The organism is Staphylococcus croceilyticus (assembly GCF_002902575.1).
In the GTDB taxonomy this organism is placed as follows: domain Bacteria; phylum Bacillota; class Bacilli; order Staphylococcales; family Staphylococcaceae; genus Staphylococcus; species Staphylococcus croceilyticus.
The window spans coordinates 26,233-45,671 of record NZ_PPRD01000016.1; the positions used below are offsets into that span (position 1 = coordinate 26,233).

Genomic DNA, 19,439 nt, shown 5'->3' on the forward strand with positions numbered 1-19,439 from the left:
TCACTCCTTACAATATTCATCAATCATAGACTTTAGCTTTTTAGCAAATCCTGAGTCAGTGACTCCAACATTTACGCGTTCTGCTTTGCCTAAAGATTGGCCTAATTCTGCTCTCGTACCGAAAATTCTAAATGGAACATGGTATGTTTCACATTTGTTTTGTATATTTTTTATAGAGTTTTCAGAAGCATCAGAAGCTAAAATAACCAATTTAACATTTTGTTTTTTAATTTCTGTTAATAATACAGATTCTCCTGCTTTAACTTTTCTAGCTCTCATAGCTAACCCTAAAAAATTAAATATTTTTTCTTTGGTCATTTAGGAATCTCTTCTCTATAAATTAATCTGATAATTTCTTTGTAGACTGGGTCTAATTTTTCAGGATTTTCATTAAAATATCTCTCAAGTACGCCTTTTTGTTGAGCTTCTTCTACACTTTTAACATTTTTTGAAACATATGCGCCTCTTCCTTGCTGTTTCCCTGTACCATCAGCAAATATCTCGCCTTCTTTATTAATAACAACGCGAATCATTTCTTTTTTAGGACGCATTTCATTAGTAATAATACATTTGCGCATTGGAATTTTTTTCTTCTTCATTATTAATTACTCACCCCAATTTTATGCTTAAACGTCTTTATTTTCTTTCTCGTCTTCTGTTTGCTCTACTTCTTCAGATGTTTCTTCTGTTTCTTCATTTTCAGAAACTTCTTCACTTTCTTCATCAGAAGGTTCATCAATTTCAGCTGCTAATTCAGCAGTTGTTAAATTAGATTCTTCTAAATTAACGTCATCGATTTCTACATCTTCGTCACCTGTCATAACGATTTCATCAGCTTGTTCTTCTGATTCGATAACAGGATAGATGCCCGCTTCACGTGCGTCAGTTTCTGATTTGATATCAATCTTCCAACCAGTTAATTTAGCTGCTAAACGTGCGTTTTGACCTCTTTTACCGATAGCCAGAGATAATTGATAATCAGGTACAACTACGACTGTAGATTGGTTATCTTCACTAACAATTACTTCAAGTACTTGTGATGGGCTTAATGCATTACGCACGAAAACTTTAGGATCTTCATTCCATTGAACGATGTCGATTTTTTCTCCGCCAAGTTCTTCTACTACAGCTTCAACACGAGCACCTTTAGCACCTACGCATGCACCTACTGCATCAATGTCAGGATTTTCAGAGTACACACTAATTTTAGAACGGTCTCCCGCTTCACGTGCTACTGATTTAACGATAACAGTTCCGTCATAGATTTCAGGCACTTCTTGCTCAAATAAACGTTTAAGTAAACCTGGGTGACTTCTAGATACATAAATTTGAGGACCTTTAGTTGTTTGTTCAACTTTGTTTACATACACTTTAATACGTTCGTTTGGAATGTAACTTTCATTTGGACTTCTTTCAGGTTCAGATAACACAGCTTCAATACGTCCTAAATTAACGTAAACATAACGGTGGTCAACACGGTCAATCACACCTGTTAAAATGTCTTCTTCTTTATCGATGAATTCTTTATAAAGAATTTCTCTTTCAGCGTCTCTTAAACGTTGCATTACCGCTTGTTTAGCCGCTTGTGCACCAACACGACCAAAGTCTTTAGGTGTAACATCTTCTTCGTAGATGTCACCGATTTCATAAGCAGGGTTTTTAACTAATGCTGTGCTTAGATCAACTTCATCACGGTCGTCAAATACTTCTTCTACGACTTCTTTACGTGCGATAACTTTGAAAGTACCTTCATCCATGTTTAATTCTACACGTACGTTTCTAGCACTATCATAGTTTTTCTTATATGCTGTAATTAATGCTGCTTCAATAGCATCAATTAAAACTTCTCTTGGGATTTTCTTTTCTTTCTCTAAATATTCAGTTGCTAATAATAACTCATTACTTGCCACAATTATTCCTCCTCATCACGTTAAATCATTACTGCGTGACGTGCTTTTGCAATTTTATTTCTTGGGATTTCGATATTTTTAGTTCTAGCTTTTTCTTTAACTTCCATCGTAATTGCATCATCAGTTACCTCTTTCAAGATACCTAGCCACTCTTTATCTCCTTCAATTGGAGCATATAATGATACAAATACTGGTTTGTCGATTGCATTTTGATACTCTTTTTCTTTTTTAATTGGACGCTCGGCACCTGGAGACGCAACATCTAAATAGTACATTTCAGATATTGGGTCTTTTTCATCCATGACTTCGCTTATCTTTTCAGAAGCAAGCGTACAATCATTTAAATCGACGCCACCTTCTTTATCGATAGAAATTCTTAAGAAATGATCTTTTCCTTCTTTAGCATACTCGATATCTACTAATTCAAAGTTTAATTCGTCTAAAACAGGAGAAATGATAGTTTCTACTTCTTCAGTTATTTTACTCATACAGGCCTCCTTTTTTGGCAAATAGAAAAGAGCGGGTATATGCCCACTCTTTCTGCCTGAGTCAAATTTTTACACAGTGCAATTATATCACAAGTTCATTTATTAAACAAATTAAGCTATTTAAACTAAGACTTGATGAATACCTGTGTAGTAAATATTAGCGTTGTAGCTACTCTGTTCATTTTAGATATCAAAAATAGATAACTGTGCTTTATCTGGTAAATCTGGTAATGAGCCTAAATCATCTAAATACTCGATGACTTTTTGTGATAAACCTGCTTTTTTATTTAAGTCTTCTTTTGATAAGAACGGTCCATCTTCACGTGCTTCTACGATACGTTTCGCTACGTTCTCACCTAAACCAGGAACAGCGACAAATGGTGGAATCAATGTATCGCCCTCAATGATAAAATCAAAGGCCTGGCTTTTCTCTAAGCTAATAGATTGCATACGGAAACCTCTATGTGCCATTTCGTTCATAATTTCTAATACAGTTAAAACGTCTTTCTCTTTCTTACCTAAATCCATATAACGAGAATACATGTCTTTAACAGTATTTTTTATGCTTTCTTTATCTTTAATCATTGTAATTAAATCAAAGTCTGATGCACGAATAGTGAAATAAGCAGCGTAGTAGTATAAAGGGTAATGAACCTTGAAATAAGCGATACGCACAGCCATTAATACATATGCAGCAGCATGGGCTTTAGGGAACATGTACTTAATTTTAAGACATGAATCTAAATACCAATCTGGTACATTGTTTTCTTTCATAGCTTCAATCATTTCATCCGTTAAACCTTTACCTTTACGTACTGACTCCATCGTTTTAAAGGCCATAGACGGTTCTAGACCTGCATACATTAAATAAACCATGATATCGTCACGACAGCCAATTACGCTTGATAAGTCACATATGCCAGAACGAATCAGTTCTTGTGCATTACCTAACCATACATCTGTACCATGAGATAATCCTGAAATTTGAACAAGCTCTGAGAACGTCGTCGGTTTCGTATCTTCTAGCATTTGACGCACAAACCCTGTACCAAATTCAGGCACTCCAAATGTTCCGGTTTTACATAAAATTTCTTCCTCAGTCACGCCTAGTGATTCAGGACTACTAAAGATTTGCATTGTTTCTTTATCATCGACTGGAATCGTCTTAGGATCGATACCTGATAAATCTTGTAACATACGTATCATGGTTGGGTCATCGTGTCCAAGAATATCAAGTTTTAATACGTTGTCGTGAATAGAATGGAAGTCAAAGTGTGTTGTCATCCATGACGCACTTTGGTCATCTGCTGGGAATTGAATAGGCGTAAAATCATAAATATCCATATAATCAGGTACTACGATAATACCGCCAGGGTGCTGACCAGTCGTACGTTTAACACCGGTACACCCTTTAACTAGACGATCCACTTCAGCACCACGTTTATGAATGCCTTGATCATTTAAGTAACCTTTTACATAACCAAAGGCAGTCTTTTCAGCAACCGTACCGATTGTTCCAGCACGGAATACTTTATCTTCACCGAATAGCACTTTCGTATAGTTATGTGCGTTAGGTTGATATTCACCACTAAAGTTCAAATCAATATCGGGTACTTTATCCCCTTTAAATCCTAAGAACGTTTCGAACGGAATATCTTGTCCTTCTTTAATTAAATCTGAGCCACATGTACTACATTTTTTATCAGGCAAGTCGAAACCAGACCCTACTGACCCATCATCGAAGAACTCACTTGTTTTACAGTTCTGGCAAATATAATGCGGTGGTAATGGGTTAACTTCTGTAATTTCAGTCATTGTCGCTACGAAACTTGAACCTACAGAACCACGAGATCCTACAAGATAGCCATCGTCTAATGATTTTTTAACTAATCGTTGAGAAATCAAATAGATTACAGAGAATCCATTCCCGATAATACTAGCTAATTCTTTTTCTAAACGATCAATAACAATTTGAGGTAAATCTTCACCATAAAGTTTTCGTGCATTAGCATAACTTAATTCTCGTATTTCTTCGTTAGCACCTTCCATACGTGGCGTGAACAGTTTATCTTTAATCGGAATAACTTTATCTATACGATCTGCTAATTCATTCGTGTTTTTAACAACGATTTCATAGGCTTTTTCTTCTCCTAAGAAATGAAATTCGTCTAACATTTCATCAGTCGTTCTAAAATGAGCTTCTGGTAACGTTGAACGATTTAATGGATTACCCGGTTGAGAAGCAATCAGAATTTTACGCGCAATCGCATCATGTTCGTATAAATAATGCGCATTACCAGTTGCTAGTACAGGAATACCAGTACTTTCACCAGCTTTTAAGATACGGTCATAAATTTCATATAACGTTTCAGTATCTCTAATTAACTCACGATCAATTAAATCTTGATAAAGTTTTGGCGGCTGCACTTCAATGAAATCATAGTATTTCGCGATTTTTTCAACTTCTGCTTGATCTCGTTGCATTACTGCTGTAAACAGTTCGCCCTCATCACAAGCTGTACCCACTAAGATGCCTTCGCGATATTCATTTAATAATGAACGCGGAATTCTTGGTGTACGGTAATAATATTTAACTAATGATGCACTTACAATTTTGAAGAGATTTTTAAGTCCTTCTTGTGTTTGCACAATTAAAGTGACATGCGTAGGACGCGCACGTTTATAAGCATCTTCATTTGTTAATTTTTTATTGATATCTTTATGGTTTGTAACACCTAATTCTTTCATTTGTTGCACCATTTTTAAGAAAATGTAGGCTGTTGCCTCCGTATCATAAATGGCTCTGTGGTGTTGTGTAAGTTCTACGCCATATTTTTTAGCTAAGAAGTTCAAACCATGTTTACCGTATTCAGTATTGATTGTACGAGATAATTCAAGTGTATCAATAACCCCATTTGTAGAAGGACCGAAACCAAGTCTTTCATATCCCGTATCAATAAAGCCCATATCGAATGAAGCATTATGTGCTACAAATATAGCATCGCCAACCCATTCTTTAAATTCTGTTAGTACTTCTTCAATTTCTGGAGCATCTGTTAACATATCGTCTGTGATATGCGTTAAATTAATAATCGTTTCAGATAACTTTTCATGCGGATTACTAAAACGTTCAAATTTATCAATAATTTCGCCGTCTTTCACTTTTACAGCGGCAAGTTCAATAATTTGGTCATATTGGTTAGATAAACCTGTTGTCTCAACGTCAAAGACGACATAAGTCGCTTCTTTTAAGTCTCTATTTGTTGGTTTATAAGCAATGGGCACACCATCATCTACAAGCATGCCTTCCATACCATAAATCATTTTAATACCATTTTTCTCAGCAGCACTATGCGCTTCTGGGAATGCTTGAACTACATTATGGTCGGTCACGGCGATAGCTTTATGACCCCAATTAGCTGCTTGTGCAACATAAGAGCTAATGTTAGGAATCCCATCCATTTGACTCATGGATGTATGTAAATGGAATTCAACACGTTTCTCTTCAGCTTTATCTTGTTTTGGTGTCTTTTTAATTTCCTCAATATCAGACATCATCATCACTAAGTCACGTACAAATGTATCTTCTTCAATACGTCCTTGTGCACGCACCCATTTACCTACACTTAATGCTTTAAAGTGATCTAAGTCATCTTTATTTTTTCTAGTAAACATTTTTAATACTAATGAATCTGTGTAGTCTGTCACTTTCAATTCTACGATATGGCGGCCACTTTTTAGTTCTTTCAGATTAATATCAAAGATGACCCCTTCAATAGCTACTTTAAACTCTTCCTCAATAATGGATTCGATTGGTTTAATATTCTCAACTTGAATTGGTTTACCAATTTGACATTTATCTACGCTACTTTCGTTATTATCTTGCTGTTTCGCTTTTTCAGCTTTAATTTTTTCCATTTTTTCAGTTGCTTCTCTTGCGCTTTTTTCGTCTTCTTCTTGAATATGTGCCTCTAATGAAGCTAAATCTTCATCCGTATTAGAGTCATCCGTTTCAAAGATAACTTTATCTATATCAAATCCGCATTTTTGAAAAGCTTTCACCAAACTGCCGTTACATACTTTGTCAAAATGATTTCTTTCAATATCGTTTGAAGTCATAATTTTTAAAACATTACCAGACATAATTAAACGTTTTTGCTTTAATTGCCCTTTCACTTTAGGAGATAAAGCAGTATGTTCGATACAATGACCAAAGTATTTGATTGCATGTTCATCTTGGTTACTTGTATTTTGTATCGTGAAATGCCAATCTACTTTTGCGATTTCTTTAAATTCTTCGGTGATTGCATTGGTAAAGATTAAATAATCTTCATTTGAAAGAAAGTATGGCAATGTAATTTGAAATTCCCATGTTCTATTTTTATTTGATACATCAACGCGCGTTAATTCCCCATTTTCAAGAATTTCTTGATCAAGTTGATTTGAAATTTTGATTTGGTCAGCAAGCACTCTAAATTTTTCTTGATTCGTCATTGCCACGACAGATAACCACCTTATTTCATACTTAAATTCATCACTGTTTATAGTGTTCCTCACTACCCTACATTTACAAACTTGATATCTATTATACTACTTCAATAATCATTTTTCATTCGTACAGATTATTTCTTTATTTTTTGAAAATTAATTCTATAAACATAATTAAAACGGTAAAAATGCCACATACATTTTTACCGCTTCTAATTAAACTTTTAAATAATTTTATAAGTTTTCGTAAATTTTAGCTACGTGTGCTTCTAAATCATCAATATGCACATCTTCGCTGTCGCCAGTATGGCGTACTTTCACTTCAACAATACCTTCAGATGCATTTTTACCTACAACAACACGAATAGGTAAACCAATTAAATCAGCGTCATTAAATTTAACACCTGCACGATCTTGGCGGTCATCATATAACACATCGTACTTACCTTGGAACTGTGCATATAATTGGTTAGCTAATTCAAGTTGTTCTTCTTTTTTAGGGTTAATTGTAATTAAATGTAAATCAAATGGTGTTACTGATTTAGGCCAGATAATACCATTTTCATCATTATTTTGTTCTACAATCGCACTTAGTGTTCTAGAAACACCGATACCATAGCAGCCCATGATTAACGGTTGTGCTTTACCTTGATTATCTAAGAATGTTGCATTCATCGCTTCTGAGTATTTAGTACCAAGTTTAAATACTTGTCCTACTTCAATACCTTCAGCGAATTTAGCTTCACCTGAACCATCACTTAGTTGTTCTCCTTCTAAAATGAAGCGGAAGTCTCCATATTCATCAATCTTGAAATCACGGTCAACATTTGCATTTACATAGTGGTATCCATCTTCATTTGCGCCTACCACGATATTATTTAAATCTTTCACATAATTATCGGCATAGATTTTAATTTCTCTATCATGAATAGGACCTAATGAACCTGGGTTAGCACCTAACAAGTTAACAATTTCATCTTGAGTAGCCATTTCGACATTATCAGTATCAAAGAATGATTTTACTTTCACATCGTTCAATTCATGATGACCTCTTACTAAGAACATTATAAATTCGCCATCTACTTTGAAGATCATTGTTTTAACAATTTCATCTACTGGACGATTTAAGAAGTCAGCTAATTCTTGAGCAGTTTTAACGTTTGGTGTTTCAATTTTGCTTAATTCAGCAACTTCTGTATGTTTTTCATTAGGATGATAAACAACTTCTGCTTTTTCGATATTTGCTGCATAATCACTATTTTCACTATAAACGATTGTGTCTTCACCAATTTTACTTAACGCCATAAATTCGTGTGTGTGGTTACCACCGATAGCACCTGAATCTGCTACAACTGGACGTGCATTGATTCCTACACGTTTAAATATACGGCTATAAGCGTTATACATATCTTGGTATGTTTGATCTAATGATTCTTCATCTGCATGGAAAGAATAAGCATCTTTCATAATGAATTCTCTACCACGTAACAATCCAAAGCGTGGACGTTTCTCATCACGGAATTTAGATTGAATTTGGAATAAAGTAATTGGTAAACGTTTATAAGATTTAAGTTCATCACGTACGATTGAAGTAACAACTTCTTCATGTGTAGGTCCTAAAGCAAATTCTCTACCATTACGATCTTTTAAACGCATCAATTCAGGGCCATATGCTCCCCAACGACCTGATTCTTCCCATAACTCAGCTTGTTGAAGTGCAGGCATTAAAATTTCAACTGCATCTACACTTTCCATTTCTTCACGAATAATTTTAGAAATATTATTTAAAACGCGTGTTGCTAATGGTAAATAGCTATAGATACCACTTGTACTTTGTTTGATTAATCCTGCTTTTAATAATAATTGATGGCTTAAAGCTTCTGCTTCTGCAGGTACTTCTCGCATCGTTGGTATGAATACTTTTGATTGTTTCATATCGTTCTCCTCCTAAATTATAAGAAATAGCGTTGTATATCGTTCCAAGTAACCAGTACCATGATAATTACTACAAATATCGCCCCAACAGCTATGATAGCTGTTTCTGCTTTTTTATTCACTGGTCTTCTGAAAATAGCTTCATAAATAACAAATAGAATTCTACCACCATCAAGTGCTGGAATTGGTAATAAGTTCATTATACCTAAGTTTACACTTAATAACGCAGTGTAAAATGTAAGCGCGATAACACCTTGTTTAACCACTGAATCGACATTATGATAGATGCCTACTGGTCCATTAAGCATGTCAAATGTGAATCCGCCTGTGAAGATACTTGCTATCATTGTACCTACTGCTTTGAAAATGACTGTACTAGCATCAACGAAGTTTTCAATACCAGCTGGAATAGGTTTAAACAATGAGTGCTCATTTTTAGGTTGGAAACCTAGTACATATTTTGTAACTGAATTCATTTTAGTTTGCTTAATCACTTGTTTTTTAGGTGTAATGTCTAACGTTTTAACTTTACCATCACGTTCAACTTTTAACGTTGTTTTATGGTCTTTAATTTGATCAGCAGCTTTTTGAATATCTTCAAAATTATCTACCTTGTGACTACCTAATTGTAAAATTTTATCGCCTGTTTTTAAACCAGCTTGTTGTGCTGGATAATTATCCGCCAATTGATTAACTGTAGTTGTAGGCGTTCCTTGATAATAAGCTAAGCCGATAAATAATACGATAGCTAAAAGAAAGTTAAATAATGGTCCTGCAAATAATGTTAAAAATTTGGGTAATGGTTTTTTGTGAGCAAATTGGCGATTTCTAGGCGCAATTTGAATTAGACTACCATTTTCAACAAAATAAGCTTTCTTAGCGATATTAAAATGATGTCTTTCATTATCATAAGACGTAATACCTTCTATAAATAAGTCATCTTTAAAATCACATTGCTTTACTTCAATAGCTTCAATTTTTTGGAATTTATGTTGATCATCCAAAATAATATGTGTAATTTCATCTTGGTCATTTAATTTTATTTTTACATTCATACCTGGTTCCACGGACGGTTCTTCAAGACCATCTCCGGCCATTCTTACATAGCCTCCCACAGGTAATAAACGGATTGTATAAAGGGTTTCGTCTTTGCGGAAACTAAAAATTTTCGGTCCCATACCAATCGCAAATTCCGGACACATAATCCCTGCACGTTTAGCAAAGAACATATGACCATATTCATGTACCGTTACAAGTACACCAAATACGATAATAAATGAGACAATAGTGACTAAATAACTCACTCGCTACACCTCAATTAATTAAATTTATCTACGTCAATTCAAGTTATAAGAATGTTGTAGATTATGTATGATTTTGTAATTTTTTTCAAGTAATACTATTACCTTTGAGAAAAGGAGTTAAGAATTACGTGATTGAATGCTTCTAATCAACAGTAAATTCAATAACTCCTCAATTATACCATTATTCATTTTTTAAAAATAAATATTACGTTAAATTCTTACTATATTTGTATTAATAATATGTTGAGTAAAGGTAACACAAACATAAAACTATCAAAACGGTCTAGTATACCACCGTGTCCAGGTAAAATTCTTCCTGAATCTTTTACACCGAAATGACGTTTAAATCCTGATTCCACTAAATCACCAAGTTGACCAAACATACTTAAGATTATCGTTACAAGTAGCAATAACCAAACATTTAAGTGGAAATCAACGAAAAATAGCATAACTAGTGGCACAATTAAACTACAAATTAATCCACCAATAAAACCTTCTATTGTTTTATTTGGGCTGATGACAGGCCATAACTTATGTTTGCCCATTAAACGACCAAATAAATATGCGCCTGTATCAGTTAACCATACAACTAAAAATGCATATAGTATATAGTGCAAGCCATCTTCACGTGTAGCATAAAAATACATGAAGCCAATGCCTACGTAAGCAACTGACATTAAACAAAATGCTGCATCCATAAAACTAAATCTATTTTTAGAAAGTACAGTATAACTTAATAATATAAAGCTCATTGCGATTAAACTTTTTAGCTGAACATCATTTACCCACTGACCAGCGTCTTGCGGTAACATAATTATAATTAACGCTAAAGCACTAAAAATACCTGGAATAGAAAGCAATTTAATCATATTCATATTCAACAGTTCTTTTAATGCGATTAAGGCTAGCAAATAAGCAAATAACATTAAAATAGTTCCACCTTTTAATAAGATAGGTAGAAATATAATTAAAGCTATAATCGCGGTTAAAGTTCTAACTTTCATACGCTACTCCTTACTTAATCCTCCAAATCGTCTTTGACGAGATTGGTATATTTTTAAACATTTTTTAAATTCCTCAGCATCAAAATCCGGCCATAACTTCTCATTAAAGATAAATTCACTATAAGAAGATTGCCAAATTAAAAAGTTACTAATGCGTTGTTCACCAGAAGTGCGAATTAATAATTCAGGATCTGGGTAGGGATGCGTCATTAAATGTTTCGATATCATTGTTTCGTCGATGTCATTACTATCCTGACCATTATTTTGAAGCTCATCATAAATTGATTTCATACTTTGAACAATTTCAGCTCGTCCACCATAATTAATGGCAAATATTAATTTCAAACCTGTATTATCTTTTGTTTTCTCTTTTGCATGTTCAATAGCATCAATTGTTGATTGAGGCACTGCCTCTAAAAAACCAATTGTTTCAATTTGGACATTTTTTTCTATAAGTTCCGGTAGAAAAGTTTTTAAAAAATTAACAGGTAAATTCATGATATAATTAACTTCATTTTCAGGTCTAGACCAATTTTCCGTTGAAAAAGCGTATAAAGTTAAGTATTTAATACCTAAGTTGCTTGCTTCACGCGTTACTTTTTTTATTGTTTGCATACCTTCATAATGACCTTTAATTCTAGGCATTTTACGCTTTTTAGCCCAACGTCCATTTCCGTCCATGATAATCGCTACATGTTCAGGTAAATTATGTAAATCTAAATCATCGTTATGAGTGATTTTAGTCTTATTTCTTTGTATTAGCTTTTTAAACATGGTCTTTCCTCCGAGCCTGATCATCTCTGTTATATTATATTAGTTATTTAAGAAATCATCTATCATTTTATCATACTCGATAATGGCATTGAATAAGCAAATTAAAAAACTGTACCAAAGTCTGAATTGGCACAGTTTAGACTAAAATGATTATTGTACTATCATAATTAATAATACGGTGAATTCACAAAATATATGAATAATTAAACGTTATTAATATTCTAAATTATACAGACATGATATCTTTTTCTTTATCTTCTACTAATTGATCAATTTCTTTAATAGAATTATCAGTCGCTTTTTGAACATCTTCAGTTTGACTTCTTAAGTCATCTTCAGTAATATCGCCATTTTTCTCGTCTTTTTTCAATTGATCGTTAATGTCACGGCGAATGTTACGAATTGAAACTTTAGCATCTTCACCGATTTTTTTAACGTTTTTAACTAATTCTTTACGACGCTCTTCTGTTAAAGCTGGAACAGTGATACGAATAACTTCACCATCACTAGTTGGGTTAACACCTAAGTTAGCAGCGATGATTGCTTTTTCGATATCAGCAACAGATGTTTTATCGTAAGGAGAGATAACTAATAAACGTGCTTCAGGCACATTAATGCTTGCTAATTGTTGTACAGGCGTTGGTGCACCATAATAATCAACAGTTACACCATTTAATAAGTTAGAGTTAGCTCTACCTGCACTGATATTAGCTAATTCACGTGATAAGTTATCGATAGATTTTTTCATTCTAGCTTTAGTATCTTGGATAATGTCACTCATGTTTTACACCTCAAATTATTTAGTAATTAAAGTACCGATTTTTTCTCCCATTACTGCGCGTTTAATATTTCCTTCTTCCATAATTGAGAAGACATTTAATGGAATATTGTTATCCATACAGAATGAAGAAGCAGTTGAATCCATAACTTGTAATCCTTCTTGTAACATTTGGATATGAGTTAAGTGATCGTATTTCACTGCATTTTTATCAACTTTAGGGTCAGCTGAATATACGCCATCTACATTATTTTTACCCATTAAAATAACATCAGCTTCAACCTCTGCTGCACGTAATGCTGCAGTAGTATCTGTAGAGAAGTATGGATTACCAATACCAGCTGCAAAAATAACTACACGTTTTTTCTCTAAGTGTCTAATAGCACGACGACGGATGTAAGGTTCTGCTACTTGTTTCATTTCAATTGATGTTAATACGCGAGTATCACAGTCTAATTGTTCAAGGCTATCTTGTAAAGCAAGTGCATTCATTACAGTTGCTAACATGCCCATATAATCAGCTGTACCACGGTCCATACCTAAATCACTACCTGTTTTACCTCTCCAGATATTGCCGCCGCCAACAATTACAGCAATTTCACAATCCATTTTAGCTACTTCAGCTACTTGTTCAGCTACGCTTTTGATAATCATTGGATTAATTCCAAAGCCTTTATCTCCTGCAAGTGCCTCACCGCTAAGTTTTAAGACTACACGTTTATATTTAGAAGTTTGCGCCATTGTTTTTTCCTCTCTATTGTAAAAATATGTAATATATACAAGTAAAGAAGACACGAACGCGTCTTCTAAGATAAAGTAGAAACTCTATCTAATAGAAAAACTCAAAGGTGCCTTCTTTCTTGTTTAGTAATGTTGAAAGATTATTTCATTTGTCCTTTTACTTCGTCAGCAAAGTTTTCTTCACGTTTTTCCATACCTTCGCCTACTTCATAACGTACGAAGTCAACAAGTTTACCACCTTTAGATTTTAAGAAAGCTTCAACTGTTTGGTCTGGATCTTTAACGAAGTTTTGATCAACTGCACAAATTTCTTGAAGATATTTACGTAAACGTCCTTCAACCATTTTTTCAACGATGTTTTCAGGTTTACCTTCATTTAATGCTTGTTGTTTTAATACTTCTCTTTCATGGTTGATTTCTTCTTCATTTACTTGATCAGATGAAACATATTTAGGGTTGATTGCTGCGATGTGCATAGCAACGTCTTTAGCTGCTTCTTCATCAGTAGTACCTTCAACAACAGTTAACACACCAATACGTCCACCCATGTGTAAGTATGCACCAAATGCATCGTTGTCAGATTTAGTTCTGATAGCAAAACGACGGATGCTTAATTTTTCACCGATAGTTGAGATAGCTTCTTTCATTCTTTCATCAACTGTTTGACCACTTGATAATTTAGTTTCTAATAAAGCTTCAACTGTTTCAGCTTTGCTTTCAAGAACTTGGTTAGCAATTTCTTTTACTAATTCTTGGAAACCTTCATTACGAGCAACGAAGTCTGTTTCAGAGTTGATTTCAACGATTGCAGCTTCATTACCTTTTACTTCAACGTGTACTAAACCTTCTGCTGCGATACGGTCAGCTTTTTTAGCTGCTTTAGCGATACCTTTTTCACGTAAGTAATCAATCGCTTTATCGATGTCACCATCAGTTTCAGTTAGCGCTTTTTTACAATCCATCATACCAGCGCCAGTTCTTTCACGTAATTCTTTAACAAGTTTTGCTGAAATTGCCATTAATTATTCCTCCAATATGTCTAATTGTAATAATAGATGATACTTAAATATTACCATTAAAGGTACTCTAATTTCCAATACTCTATTATTATTTAATGAATATTTTTTAAGTTATTAAATGCTTTATATTTGAAAAAAGGGCGATAAGCATTACATCTTATCACCCATTTAAACTATATCTTAGTTTGATTCAACAGTAGTATTTTCTTCAGTTGATTCTGCTTCTTGAGATTGTTCTTTTTCATCTAAATCGATGTTTTGTTCTGCAGCTACTTCATCGTTAGAAATACCTTGTTGACCTTCTAAGACAGCGTCTGCCATTTTACCAGTTAATAATTTAACGGCACGGATAGCATCGTCGTTCGCTGGGATAACGTAATCGATTTCATCAGGATCACAGTTAGTGTCAACAATACCAACGATTGGGATATTTAATTTACGTGCTTCAGCAATCGCGTTGCGCTCTTTACGAGGGTCAACTACGAATAATGCTTGAGGCATTGATTTCATATCACGAATACCGCCTAAGAATTTGATTAAACGGTCGTATTCTTTTTTAAGTTCAACAACTTCTTTTTTAGGTAATACTTCGAATAAACCGTCTTCTTCCATTTTTTCGATTTCAGAAATACGTTTAATACGTTTAGAAATTGTTTTGTAGTTAGTTAAAATTCCGCCTAACCATCTTTGGTTAACGTAGAATTGTCCAGCACGTTCAGCTTCAGCTTTAACTGATTCTTGTGCTTGTTTTTTAGTACCTACGAATAAGACTTTACCGCCATCTTCTGATACTTGTTTTAAGAAATTGTAAGCTTCTTCAACTTTTTTCACTGTTTTTTGTAAGTCAATGATATAGATACCATTTCTTTCAGTGAAGATATATTTTTTCATTTTTGGGTTCCAACGGCGTGTTTGGTGACCGAAGTGAACACCGGCTTCTAGTAATTGTTTCATTGAAATTACTGCCATTTTAAATTCCTCCTATTGGTTATTTACCTCCATAATAAACTAATGTAAAGACAATTCTTAGAATTGCACCCTTTGCATATACGTTTATCATGTGTGTATTGGCTTTATAGCCGTCAATAATAATACCATAATTTTTTTGCTAGTGCAACGACTGATTTAATATCATTTATTTTTTTCTTAAAAATAAAAACGAGCTTTCAAGTTACCTTGTAAAAAGAATTAACTCAGCTCGTTTCTATTAACTAGTTAGATTAGAAATCAGTTAACATCTATTATTTATTACGTTCTAATTCATCTAAGAATTTTTCTTTTTTAACTTTAATGAATGTACCTTTCATTCCTAACGATCGAGATTCGATTACACCAGCACTTTCAAGTTTACGTAATGCGTTAACGATTACAGAACGTGTAATACCTACTCTATCAGCAACTTTAGATGCGATTAATAATCCTTCATTACCGCCTAATTCTTCAAAAATGTGTTCGATTGCTTCTTTTTCAGAATAAGAAAGTGAATTAATTGCCATAGTGATAGCTGCTTTATCACGCGCTTCTTTTTCAACTTCATTATGCTTTTCACGAAGGATTTCCATACCAATTACTGTTGCTGCATATTCGCCTAAAACTAAATCATTTTCATTGAAGTCGTCTTCTACACGTCCTAGAACTAATGTACCTAAACGTTCTCCACCACCTAAAATTGGGAAAACAGTAGTACGACTATTAATGAAAGTATCTTTATCTTCAGGAGGGAAAACAGTTAATTCATTGTCGATTTTAATGTTAGATTCTGTTTGCTTAACATCCATTAATAATTCAGTATATTCGCTTGGAATGTGTTTGCTTTCTAACATTTCACTAATTCTTTCGCTTTTTAAAAGTTCATTTAAACTGGAACCTAAGATTTTTCCTCTACGTGACACGATAAACACGTTTGTCACTGTTACGCTACTAATTGTTTGGGCAACATCTTTAAAGTCTACAGCTATACCTTTATGTTTTTGTAATAACGTATTTAATTCTCTAGTTTTAGATAATAAGCTCATAAAATTTCTCCTTTATTTATATTATAAAATAAATGCACTTAAATCTTTATTAGTTGAAATTGATTTCAATTTATCATCAACATATTGAGGTGTTATATCTACAACCGCATTCGGCATATTTGGAGCTTCATACGATAAATCTTCAAGCATTTTTTCTAAAATAGTGTGCAAGCGACGCGCACCTATATTGTCTGTGTCTTGGTTTACTTGATACGCCATCTCTGCTAAACGAGTAATCGCTTCCTCAGAGAAGTTCACAGTAACATCTTCAGTTTTTAGTAAAGCTTCATATTGTTTAATAAGTGATAATTTAGGTTCTGTTAAAATTCTAAAGAAGTCATTTACTGTTAAGCTTTCAAGTTCAACTCTAATTGGGAAACGACCTTGTAATTCAGGAATTAAATCACTAGGTTTTGAAACATGGAAAGCTCCAGCCCCTATAAAGAGCATGTGTTCAGTGTTTACAGTACCATATTTCGTTTGAATCATGCTACCTTCGAGAATTGGTAAAATATCACGTTGTACACCTTGTCTTGACACATCTTGACCACTATTTGAATTGTTAGTCGCAACTTTGTCGATTTCATCAATAAAGATGATACCCATTTGTTCAGCTAATTCTAATGCTTCTTGGTTAGCTGTTTCTTGGTCGATTAATTCATCAGCAAAATCATCTATTAAAATCTTACGTGCTGTTTTCACTGGAACAACGCGTTCAACTTTACGTTTAGGCATAAGTTGATTCATCATATCTTGCATTTGTTGATTTTGGTTAGTACCTAACATGCCTAATGCACCTGGATCTTGCTCCACTTTGATTCTAACTTTCTCTTCTTCAAGTTTACCATCTAAAAGTTGTCTTTTGATTTCAGAACGTTTCGTTTTAATTTCTTCAGTTGGTGCATCTTCTTCCTCGTCATCATTATTACCAAAGTTTGGAAGTGTACCACCTAAAAGTGATTCAAGTGGATTATTATTTTGTGACGCTTTTTTCTTCATACTAGGAACTAAAAGTTTTACTAATTTTTCATTAGCTTTTTCAGTAGCTTCATCTTTTACTAAAGCTTTTTTTTGATCTTTTACTAATCGTACTGCGACATCTACTAAGTCTCTTACCATACTCTCAACATCGCGACCAACATAACCTACTTCGGTAAATTTAGTAGCTTCCACTTTAATAAATGGTGCGCCTACTATTTTAGCCATTCGACGTGCGATTTCTGTTTTACCTACACCTGTTGGACCAATCATTAAAATATTTTTAGGTGCGATTTCTTGTTTAGTTTCATCGTCAAGAAGGCTTCTTCTATATCTGTTTCTTAAAGCGATAGCAACTTTACGTTTCGCATCGTCTTGACCAACAATATATTCATCTAATTTAGATACGATATCTTTAGGTGTTAATTTTATACCGTTTGCATCCATTAATTATTACCTCCAACTAAATGTATGTCCATATATATTCATTCCCATGATTTATTAAACTATTATAAAGTTTCCACGATAATATTATCATTTGTAAATACACATATATCAGAGGCTACTTTTAAACTTTCATATGTCATTTCTTTAGCAGACATGTGTGTAGCGTGACGTTTCAATGCTCTACCAGCACTTAGTGCATAGTTACCACCAGAACCAATAGCGATTAAATCATCATCTGGTGCAATAACTTCTCCTGTTCCACTAACTACTAATATTGCATCTTTATCCATAACAATAAGCATTGCTTCAAGTTGACGTAGTTGCTTATCTCCTCGCCATTCTTGAGCTAATTCAACAGCTGCACGTTCTAAGTTACCGCTAAATTGCTGTAGTTTAGTTTCAAACTTTTCAAATAAAGTAAATGCATCTGCCACACTTCCTGCAAATCCAGCTAATACTTTACCTTCATATAAACGTCTAACTTTACGGGCAGTTTGTTTCATAATGACTTGTTCACCAAGCGTAACTTGGCCATCTCCTGCCATCGCTGCTTCTCCATTATGTCTCACTGCATAAATAGTTGTAGCATGTAATGATGTCTTACTCATTTATTTACTCTCCTTTTTCGCTCGAGGATGTGCGTTTAAATATACCTTGCGTAATTGTTGATTTGATACATGCGTATACTTTCCAGTTGTTGAAAGATTCACATGACCTAACAAAGATTGAACTGTTCGCAAATCCGCTCCTTGATTTAATAAGTGAGTAGCAAACGTATGTCTTAACTTATGGGGATGAATTTCAGTTACTCCTGCAGTACGTTTAACCACATCATTAAGCACATATCGAATTCCCCTAACCGTAATAGGGTCACCATTCATATTCACTATTAAATAGGGATGTGATTTGTGTTGAACAGGTTTAAATTCATTTAAATATTGTTCAATGCTTTGTCGACAAAATTCTCCAAATGGAACAAAGCGTTCTTTATTACCTTTTCCCAGTACTTTGACGCCTGGTAATGACATATCTATATCAGTAAGTTTAATATTTACTAATTCTGAAACACGTATGCCTGTTGCATATAATAGTTCTAAAATAACTCGATCTCTTAATCCTTTTTTAGAATCCTTAGCTACTGTTTTAAACAATGCCTCCATCTCTTCTTCGTAAAAGAATTGAGGTAGATATTGTTCTTTTTTAGGATGAACTAATTGCACAAAAGGATTAATGATTGAATTATCTTGAGTCATCCAAAATTCATAAAATGTTCTTAGCGTTGATATTTTTCTAGATACAGTCGTTCTTTTTAAATTTTGAGAATATAAAAAACTTAAATAATTTCTAGCGTCTTTATATTCAAACGTATTTAATTGTAACATTTCTTGATTTAGAAAGCGGTTAAATTGCTCTAAATCATCATGATAAGATTTTAAGGTATGGTCGGAGAAATTTCTTTCAACTTTTAGCATATTTAAAAATGTTTTTTGGATTTCTTCCACTTAAAAATCCCCTCCATCATATGCATTGTAGCATATATTATGGAAGGGACTAAAAT

Annotated in this window: 17 protein-coding genes; all 17 read right to left on the reverse strand. The window is 33.7% G+C overall.

What is annotated here, in order from left to right; all coding sequences use genetic code 11:
• Positions 1–318, reverse strand: a complete 318-nt coding sequence (locus CD128_RS03885; RefSeq protein ID WP_103296961.1) for a YlxQ family RNA-binding protein — start codon at positions 316–318, stop codon at positions 1–3.
• Positions 315–599, reverse strand: a complete 285-nt coding sequence (gene rnpM / locus CD128_RS03890; protein WP_103328769.1) for an RNase P modulator RnpM — start codon at positions 597–599, stop codon at positions 315–317. The genes CD128_RS03885 and rnpM overlap by 4 nt, the downstream gene beginning before the upstream one ends.
• A gap of 27 nt (positions 600–626) precedes the next feature.
• Positions 627–1,910 (reverse strand): transcription termination factor NusA, encoded by a 1,284-nt coding sequence (gene nusA, locus CD128_RS03895; protein ID WP_103328770.1) that lies wholly within the window; start codon positions 1,908–1,910, stop codon positions 627–629.
• 20 nt (positions 1,911–1,930) lie between these two features.
• A complete protein-coding gene (gene rimP, locus CD128_RS03900) occupies positions 1,931–2,398 on the reverse strand; it encodes a ribosome maturation factor RimP (protein WP_103296955.1) in 468 nt (155 codons plus the stop codon).
• Positions 2,399–2,581: 183 nt separating this feature from the next.
• A complete protein-coding gene (locus CD128_RS03905) occupies positions 2,582–6,892 on the reverse strand; it encodes a PolC-type DNA polymerase III (protein ID WP_103328782.1) in 4,311 nt (1,436 codons plus the stop codon).
• Positions 6,893–7,120: 228 nt separating this feature from the next.
• Positions 7,121–8,821 carry a proline--tRNA ligase gene (locus tag CD128_RS03910; protein WP_103328771.1) on the reverse strand — a complete coding sequence of 567 codons (1,701 nt, stop codon included), beginning with the start codon at positions 8,819–8,821 and terminating at the stop codon, positions 7,121–7,123.
• A gap of 17 nt (positions 8,822–8,838) precedes the next feature.
• Positions 8,839–10,125 carry an RIP metalloprotease RseP gene (gene rseP, locus CD128_RS03915; protein WP_103328772.1) on the reverse strand — a complete coding sequence of 429 codons (1,287 nt, stop codon included), beginning with the start codon at positions 10,123–10,125 and terminating at the stop codon, positions 8,839–8,841.
• A gap of 221 nt (positions 10,126–10,346) precedes the next feature.
• Positions 10,347–11,129, reverse strand: a complete 783-nt coding sequence (locus CD128_RS03920; protein ID WP_103328773.1) for a phosphatidate cytidylyltransferase — start codon at positions 11,127–11,129, stop codon at positions 10,347–10,349.
• 3 nt (positions 11,130–11,132) lie between these two features.
• Entirely contained in the window at positions 11,133–11,903 is a 771-nt protein-coding gene (locus tag CD128_RS03925) for an isoprenyl transferase (protein ID WP_103328774.1), read from the reverse strand.
• A gap of 226 nt (positions 11,904–12,129) precedes the next feature.
• On the reverse strand, positions 12,130–12,684 hold the full coding sequence (gene frr / locus CD128_RS03930; RefSeq protein ID WP_103328775.1) for a ribosome recycling factor: 555 nt from the start codon (positions 12,682–12,684) through the stop codon (positions 12,130–12,132).
• 15 nt (positions 12,685–12,699) lie between these two features.
• Positions 12,700–13,422 carry a UMP kinase gene (gene pyrH, locus CD128_RS03935; protein ID WP_103296946.1) on the reverse strand — a complete coding sequence of 241 codons (723 nt, stop codon included), beginning with the start codon at positions 13,420–13,422 and terminating at the stop codon, positions 12,700–12,702.
• A 140-nt stretch (positions 13,423–13,562) separates the two neighbouring features.
• Positions 13,563–14,441 (reverse strand): translation elongation factor Ts, encoded by an 879-nt coding sequence (gene tsf / locus CD128_RS03940; protein WP_103328776.1) that lies wholly within the window; start codon positions 14,439–14,441, stop codon positions 13,563–13,565.
• A gap of 180 nt (positions 14,442–14,621) precedes the next feature.
• On the reverse strand, positions 14,622–15,410 hold the full coding sequence (gene rpsB, locus CD128_RS03945; protein WP_103296943.1) for a 30S ribosomal protein S2: 789 nt from the start codon (positions 15,408–15,410) through the stop codon (positions 14,622–14,624).
• Positions 15,411–15,682: 272 nt separating this feature from the next.
• On the reverse strand, positions 15,683–16,456 hold the full coding sequence (codY, locus tag CD128_RS03950; protein ID WP_103328777.1) for a GTP-sensing pleiotropic transcriptional regulator CodY: 774 nt from the start codon (positions 16,454–16,456) through the stop codon (positions 15,683–15,685).
• Positions 16,457–16,477: 21 nt separating this feature from the next.
• Positions 16,478–17,881 (reverse strand): ATP-dependent protease ATPase subunit HslU, encoded by a 1,404-nt coding sequence (gene hslU / locus CD128_RS03955; RefSeq protein ID WP_103328778.1) that lies wholly within the window; start codon positions 17,879–17,881, stop codon positions 16,478–16,480.
• Positions 17,882–17,943: 62 nt separating this feature from the next.
• On the reverse strand, positions 17,944–18,489 hold the full coding sequence (gene hslV / locus CD128_RS03960; protein WP_103328779.1) for an ATP-dependent protease subunit HslV: 546 nt from the start codon (positions 18,487–18,489) through the stop codon (positions 17,944–17,946).
• Complete coding sequence (xerC, locus tag CD128_RS03965; protein ID WP_103328780.1) at positions 18,490–19,383, reverse strand: tyrosine recombinase XerC; 894 nt, start codon at positions 19,381–19,383, stop codon at positions 18,490–18,492. It lies immediately after the preceding gene.
• Positions 19,384–19,439: the final 56 nt, after the last annotated feature.